Raw genomic sequence first — 6,824 nt, 5'->3', positions numbered from 1 at the left:
GGCTTGCGACACCATTCTCATTCTATCACAGGAGGCTTTATTTTGTTATCCTCACCACTTCCGACTACTCTATTCTCCCCAGCATAGCTGGGGGATTAGACTTTTCATTAAAGCAAACGTGGCGAACCATAAAAGCAAATTGTTATCCTTAAGCATTAACATAAGTGCACAGTTGATTACAATCTAATGGAAACAGTAGATTCCATAGCTGTACTTGCCAATATACCCAATAGATGCAAGTACTTTTTCCCTCCAGACTCTCCACTGATGCATCTACAAAACAAGAACAGGCATCCAAGCATTAATCCTGCGTTTCCATTACAAACTATTCCTTCACATCTCAGCCAGTCATAAGACCGTTGCCTGCTGCTCACCACGGAGAGGTGTGTGAAGATTTGAGCAGCTTACTGTGTGGATGTATATCCACACAGCCTGATTTATGCTTTATAGCCCTTTTCGCAGATTACATTGACCACTTCATCCACATATTTCTGGCAGGTATCGTGCTCAGGCGCTTCCACCATAACACGCACCACCGGCTCGGTACCGGATTCACGCACCAAAATACGGCCAGTATCGCCCAGTGCATCGGTAACTTTACTTACTGCTTCCTGCACAGCCGGGTCGTTCTGTGCCGCCTTCTTATCCGTAACACGGACATTCTCCAGCACCTGCGGATAAATCTTCAGCGGGGAGGCCAGCTCGCTCATCGGCTTCTTCTTGGCCAGCATGACCTCCATCATCTTCAGGCTCGTCAGGATGCCATCGCCGGTGCTGGCGTACTTGCTGAAAATGATATGACCGCTCTGCTCACCGCCAATACGGCAGCCGTTCTTGGCCATATACTCGTAGACGTATTTGTCGCCCACGGCGGTCTTTGCGTAACCAATCCCCTGCTCGTCAAAAGCCTTGTACAGGCCAAAGTTGGACATAACTGTAGTGACAACGGTATTGGTCAGCAGCTTACCACGCTCTTTCATGTAGCAACCATAGATATACAGAATGTGGTCACCAGTGATGACATTGCCTTTCTCATCTACACACAGGCAACGATCCGCATCGCCGTCGTAAGCAAATCCAACATCCAGACCTTTTTCTACAACAAACTTTTGCAAACCCTCAATATGAGTAGAGCCTGCATCGTTATTGATGTTCAGTCCGTTGGGCTGGTTATTGATCACATAGGTATCTGCGCCGAGTGCGTCAAACACAGACTTCGCAATATTCCAAGAGCTGCCGTTGGCACAGTCAAGACCGACCTTGACGCCCTTGAAGGAATAGATACCCAGAGAAATCAGATAGCCCATATAGCGGTTGCGGCCTGCTACATAGTCCACCGTGCAGCCAATATGCTCTCGATGTGCAAACGGCAGCTCTGGCCAGTCCTGGTCGAACACATGGAGCTTACCATCAATGTAGTCCTCAACCAGCAGCAGCGTTTCTTCTGGCATCTTCTCACCGTAGCAGTCGATCAGCTTGATGCCATTGTCATAGTATGGATTATGGCTGGCGGAAATCATAATGCCGCAGTCAAAGTCATCCACACGGGCAATATAAGCCACCGACGGGGTGGTGGTAACATGGAGCAGATAGGCATCTGCACCAGATGCAGTCAGGCCTGCCACAAGGCTGTACTCAAACATATAAGAACTACGGCGAGTATCCTTACCAATAACAATACGAGCGGGCTCGTTATCTCCGTTACGCTCACGGAGAGCATTATAGTACCAGCCAAGAAAACGCCCTACCTTGTAGGCATGGTCAGCTGTCAAAGTAATTCCGGCTTCACCACGGAAGCCGTCTGTTCCAAAGTATTTTCCAATTATTTATTTTCCCCTCTTATTGCAAAAACGTAAGAACGAAGAAGTCTTCTCCCTAACAGCATTGTATCCCTCATTTATTATTGGATCTTTAAGAATCCACAAAATAATGTAATACAAGCCAAAAAAGACAATTGTCTGAGTAGCTAAATAAAAGAAAATATTATTCACTGAAAGAAGTTGTCCTGTAAAGATTTCAACTACGCAGGCAACAGCTATAGCGAAAAAATAGTTGTATGCTTTTATGCGCCTTAAAAGTTCTGCAATATATTTCTTGCATCCGATTCCCATCCAAATTGCATTCCAAACCTCTGTTATCAATGTACCTATTGCGGCTCCAAAAGCACCTAGTGATGGAATCAGAAGAAAGTTTAGAATCAAATTAATCCAAAGTCCTACAAATATACTCTGAGAATATCGATTTTCATTTTCATGAGGTATTAAAATCTGATTACCAAATATATTTGTAATACATAACACAATAATACACACAGAAAGAATAACCAATGTATTTGAAGCATCCAAATATTCTCTTCCGCAAAAGAAAAGAAGGAGTGGTTTAACATTAAACATAATAAAGATTGATAAAGGAATAGCAAGTACTAATGTAATCCGTAAAGATTTTTCTAACAAAGTGACTACTTTAGATTCATTTTTATTCTTTATATAAAATGTGATACGCGGTATCAAAACTGATGTTACAGCAGTTGACAAAGCCAAAACCAAATTCTTGATTTTAAGAGCCGCATTATATAAGCCAACAGCCTTCTCAGAATCAAGTATGCCAATCATAACCACATCGAAATTAGAATAAATAGTAATCATAACTGATGCTGAGAACAAGACAAAAATTGGCTTTAAATGCTTTTTAAAATCATGTTTCTCGCTCACCTGTCCCTTAAAAGAAATATATTTTCGTACATTCAAGAAATTGCAAATATAATTTGCTGCCGATGCAAATACTGTCACAAAACCGTACCATAAATAATCTTCCGAATTTCTTATAAGAAGAAATGTTAAAGCGACTGAAATAGTTTTAAACAGCAGCGAACGTTTTGTAATATATTCATATTCTTCAAGCGATTGATAGAGCCACTCAAATCCAATACTCGTCAGTATTATTGTAATGCTTTGAACAGCAAAGAGATAGCGATATTCATAAAACTTAGGATAGAAAGCAACGCCAATAAATAAAAGAATATATGCAACAATTGTAGCACACAAATTGATTACAAAGAGTTCATAAACCAAGCCAGATAGTTTTTCCTTATCATTGCGCACCTTCGCACATTCACGTAACCCGTAAGCCGGAATACCTAATGTTGCTATATAGCCAAAATACTGCAGCACCGAAGTTACAAAAGCGACTTTTCCGGTTCCAATGGGTCCTAAAACCCTTGCAACATAACTATACGTAAGTAAAGGAAACACACAATTTGACACTGTCAACAGTGTGCTCATAATGATGTTCTTTTTTATGGACTTCTCTCCCAATTTTTCAGTCTCCTTATTACAATAACAATTAAGAGAAACAAACCATCTTCTCTAATATAAATTCATTATTTCCCAAGTAATGCTTTTTTTAATCTTAGCTTAAGGCTTGTAATATAATACTCCTTAGAGGAAATCAGCTTATATTTATGTTTAATTTCATTACTTTCGATTGCCCCCACTAGTGATGAAGACATTCCACCAAGTGAAAAATTACTAACAATTTTCATAATAGGTATAAACGATACCTTTCTGCTAAAATAAAATTTTAAGAATAAATCGTAGTCTGCGGATGATTTGTATGTTTCATCATACATGCCCAAGTCAAGATACGTATCTCTTGTAACAAAACATGATGGGTGTGGTATCATAACTTTATTGAGAAACTCATAATTTATCATATAAATCTGATAAGGCTTATTATTCAGATAATTATATGTCATACCATACAGCACACTGTACTTTTCATGATTAAAACTATATACAATTGTTTGAAGCGCATCCGGCTCATACCAGTCATCGCTGTTTATGATGCCAACTAGTTCACCACTAGCCATTTTGATTCCTTTATTCATCGCATTATAGATGCCTGAATCTCTTTCACTAACTACTTTAAGCTTTGATCCAAAAGCGTTGCGGTATGCATCAATTATTTTCAAAGTGTCGTCCGTTGACATGCCATCAATTATAATATATTCATAATTACTATATGTCTGAGCAAGAACACTTTTTAGTGTACGTTCAATTGTTTTCTCGCTATTATAACAAGCTGTAATAATAGAAACTTTGTAGTTATCTGACATTATTTTCCTTCTCCATTTTTATCAACTGATTCTTTTCTTCTAATAGTAGTACGGACAATATAAAGATTCCAAATCCCGTTTCCCAGTACCAATGGATTTCATTAACAGATGTAATAATAAAAAACAGATAGAAAAACAGGAAATACGTTTCGTTCGTTTGTTTAAAAATATTAACTGACATTTTTATCAGTTTCCGCCAAATCATAATTACCCACATAGCTCCAAGAGTGCCATATATATATATATATCCAAAAACACCATTGTCTGAAAGAAATATTGCCTTATTATACCCTGCCGCTTCTAGTGCTTTTTGAATATATGGATAGCCTGCCCCTAATATCGGATGTTGTGCTATCATACTTAAATACAATTTACGTCCGTCCAGTCTAACACCGAAATGTCCATAGTCAGAAAAGCCAGATTTAATTTGATAAATTAAGTCCTGGGCCATGGTTGTATTGAGCAAAAGTACAAATAGAACAACACCTAAAAAAGTGTATGCGATTTTAGTGTCTATCCCTGAACGTTTGATGTACATGGCCAAGGCAAGACAAATCAATAGAGCTATTGATGTTAGGCGAAATTTTTGAACAACCATGGTTTCAAATATTACTAATAAGCATGTTACTGCGGACAGTAATCTTTTCTGATGGCTTCTTTTTTTATCTAACAATTTGTCAGCTTCTACCATAAACAGAAAATCAAGCAACGTAGGCATGAAGTAAAATCTCAAGCCTCCGTATCGCGTGCTAGTGTTTACATGTAAAAACATAAATGATGGAGCTATCAAATACTGTAGAATAAACAAGAACAACTCTAAGAACGCAACAATTTTTAAGGCCTCAAAAAGAGTTGAGTACCTAATATTTCCACTTTCAAGTGCCTTTTTTATAAGAAAATAAATCAAGCACCATATTATAAGTCTCCTTTGTTGAATTAAACCGTCTATAATTGATTGTCCAAAAACAAGGTTGCTTTGAATACTACTTGTAAGAATCAAAGCAAAAAATAAGACAATATATAGATCCAAATTATATTCTATGTTAATTATTTTTTTCTTAGTTCGTAATGACTTAATCAAAGCGAACGTAAAAAAGACAAGTAAGCCAACATCAGATGGCTGCAGTTTCAGTATCTCAAATGCTTCATCTGCAAAATATAGAAATGACTGAATGCAAACAATCATAACCACTAGCACTAATTTATTTTTTGATATCTTCATTTCTTCAGACATTGATTTCCAAAGGTAAAATCACGTTTCTCCTTAAATTATATTGTAGTAGTTATTTAAGTCCCTCTCCAAGGACTATATGCTATAACCGACTTCATTGTCTGAGTATCCAGAATAAATCATATATACGATTATTCAATAGAAAACAGTTCTGTCTTTGAAGTTAATAGTTATAAGGCAATCATCTTAACATATGCCATTGAAGAGCCTTATAAATTGCATTAATTATCAGCATCTGTAAATCGACGTTCGATTGCTTAACATACGTAGGCTCTATACATCCTTTCCCTCCAACAAGATTAAGAATATCTGTGTTAGCTTCATATTTAAGTGGGCCTTTACTAGTGGATTTATTCATAATGTCAAGAATAGTATCATCTCGCAGATCCGAAATAAATTGCTCTATCGTACTGTACACCTTTCCATTGTTATTTTCATTAACCAATGAAGCAATATTCCCACTATCTGAATCTGTAATCACTAAACAGTTTGCCGAATAAGCCTCATGATAAGTATACGAATACGTCTCTGGGCAAAGCGACCACAAAAAAGCACAATTTATTCCATTATCAACTAAAGCTTCATACATTGCTTTAGGATTATCTGGTTTAACTTGTACATAAACATTAGTAACACCATCGATTTTTATATCAGATGTGCCAAAATAAAACAGCTCATATTCTAACTTTTCACTTTTAACTACATTTGCCACCTTAATCCATTCATTTTTTCCTTTGTTATCACCAAATTTCCCCAAAAAAGCAATCTTAATTTTATCATTCAGGTCTGGCACAAGAGTATTCACACCAAAAGCCTTTTGATGTGGCACAACAAAACAATGATTTTCTTGAACCAAATCCCCGAATGTCATAAGCCATAAATTCATAGCTATTTTCGATGGAGCAACAATATATAGGTTTTTAAAGCTACCTAATATTTTTCTTGTTTTTTGCTGGATACTTTTAATACCATGTACATATTGACAATCTATGCAATCATCACATGGCTTTGCTGTATATCCACAAAATCTACTTCCGTTTTCTAATAGATTGGGATGCTCACAGATTGAGTTATAATCATGCACAAAAAAATAGGTATTACATTTCGCAATACTTGATATTCTATTCAAAAATCGTATATTATTCTTTTTCAAATGATGAATATGAAATGCTATCATTTGCTTTTCACCGCGTTCGTATCGCATGAGCATTCTAATTATTTCTTCTTCATCAACAAGCTTCTGAAAGGAACCATCGATTACTAATGTATATATATTTCGCTTAATGCAATTAAATATCATTCCGCTTATTCCGCCAGGCTTTAATGGTGCAATTTGAATATATGATACACCAGCATTATTAAAAAGCTGACAATGCTCAGCTATAACTTTATCTACTCCACCATCTGCTTTAAGATAATTACCATAGGAGACTGCCAAAACATACTGATTGTTAATTTCATGAATTCTCATACATCTCA

Annotated in this window: 5 protein-coding genes; all 5 read right to left on the bottom strand. The window is 36.7% G+C overall.

Going from position 1 to position 6,824, the window contains the following annotated elements:
• Window positions 1-437: 437 nt before the first annotated feature.
• The gene (glmM, locus tag DW965_RS01295; protein WP_118601568.1) at window positions 438-1,823 is read right to left on the bottom strand and encodes a phosphoglucosamine mutase; all 1,386 of its coding nucleotides are present in this window, start codon (window positions 1,821-1,823) and stop codon (window positions 438-440) included.
• Between the two features lie 3 nt (window positions 1,824-1,826).
• The gene (locus DW965_RS01290; RefSeq protein ID WP_118601569.1) at window positions 1,827-3,314 is read right to left on the bottom strand and encodes a flippase; all 1,488 of its coding nucleotides are present in this window, start codon (window positions 3,312-3,314) and stop codon (window positions 1,827-1,829) included.
• A 65-nt stretch (window positions 3,315-3,379) separates the two neighbouring features.
• Window positions 3,380-4,114 carry a glycosyltransferase family 2 protein gene (locus DW965_RS01285; RefSeq protein WP_118601570.1) on the bottom strand — a complete coding sequence of 245 codons (735 nt, stop codon included), beginning with the start codon at window positions 4,112-4,114 and terminating at the stop codon, window positions 3,380-3,382.
• Window positions 4,104-5,348 carry a hypothetical protein gene (locus DW965_RS01280; protein ID WP_119197919.1) on the bottom strand — a complete coding sequence of 415 codons (1,245 nt, stop codon included), beginning with the start codon at window positions 5,346-5,348 and terminating at the stop codon, window positions 4,104-4,106. The genes DW965_RS01285 and DW965_RS01280 overlap by 11 nt, the downstream gene beginning before the upstream one ends.
• 178 nt (window positions 5,349-5,526) lie before the next feature.
• Window positions 5,527-6,816 carry a hypothetical protein gene (locus tag DW965_RS01275; RefSeq protein WP_118601572.1) on the bottom strand — a complete coding sequence of 430 codons (1,290 nt, stop codon included), beginning with the start codon at window positions 6,814-6,816 and terminating at the stop codon, window positions 5,527-5,529.
• Window positions 6,817-6,824: the final 8 nt, after the last annotated feature.

This window comes from Blautia sp. AM47-4 (genome assembly GCF_003479865.1).
Classification (GTDB): Bacteria; Bacillota; Clostridia; order Lachnospirales; family Lachnospiraceae; genus Fusicatenibacter; species Fusicatenibacter saccharivorans.
Note: the sequence above shows the minus strand (reverse complement) of the source record. Positions and strands in the feature narration are given on the sequence as shown.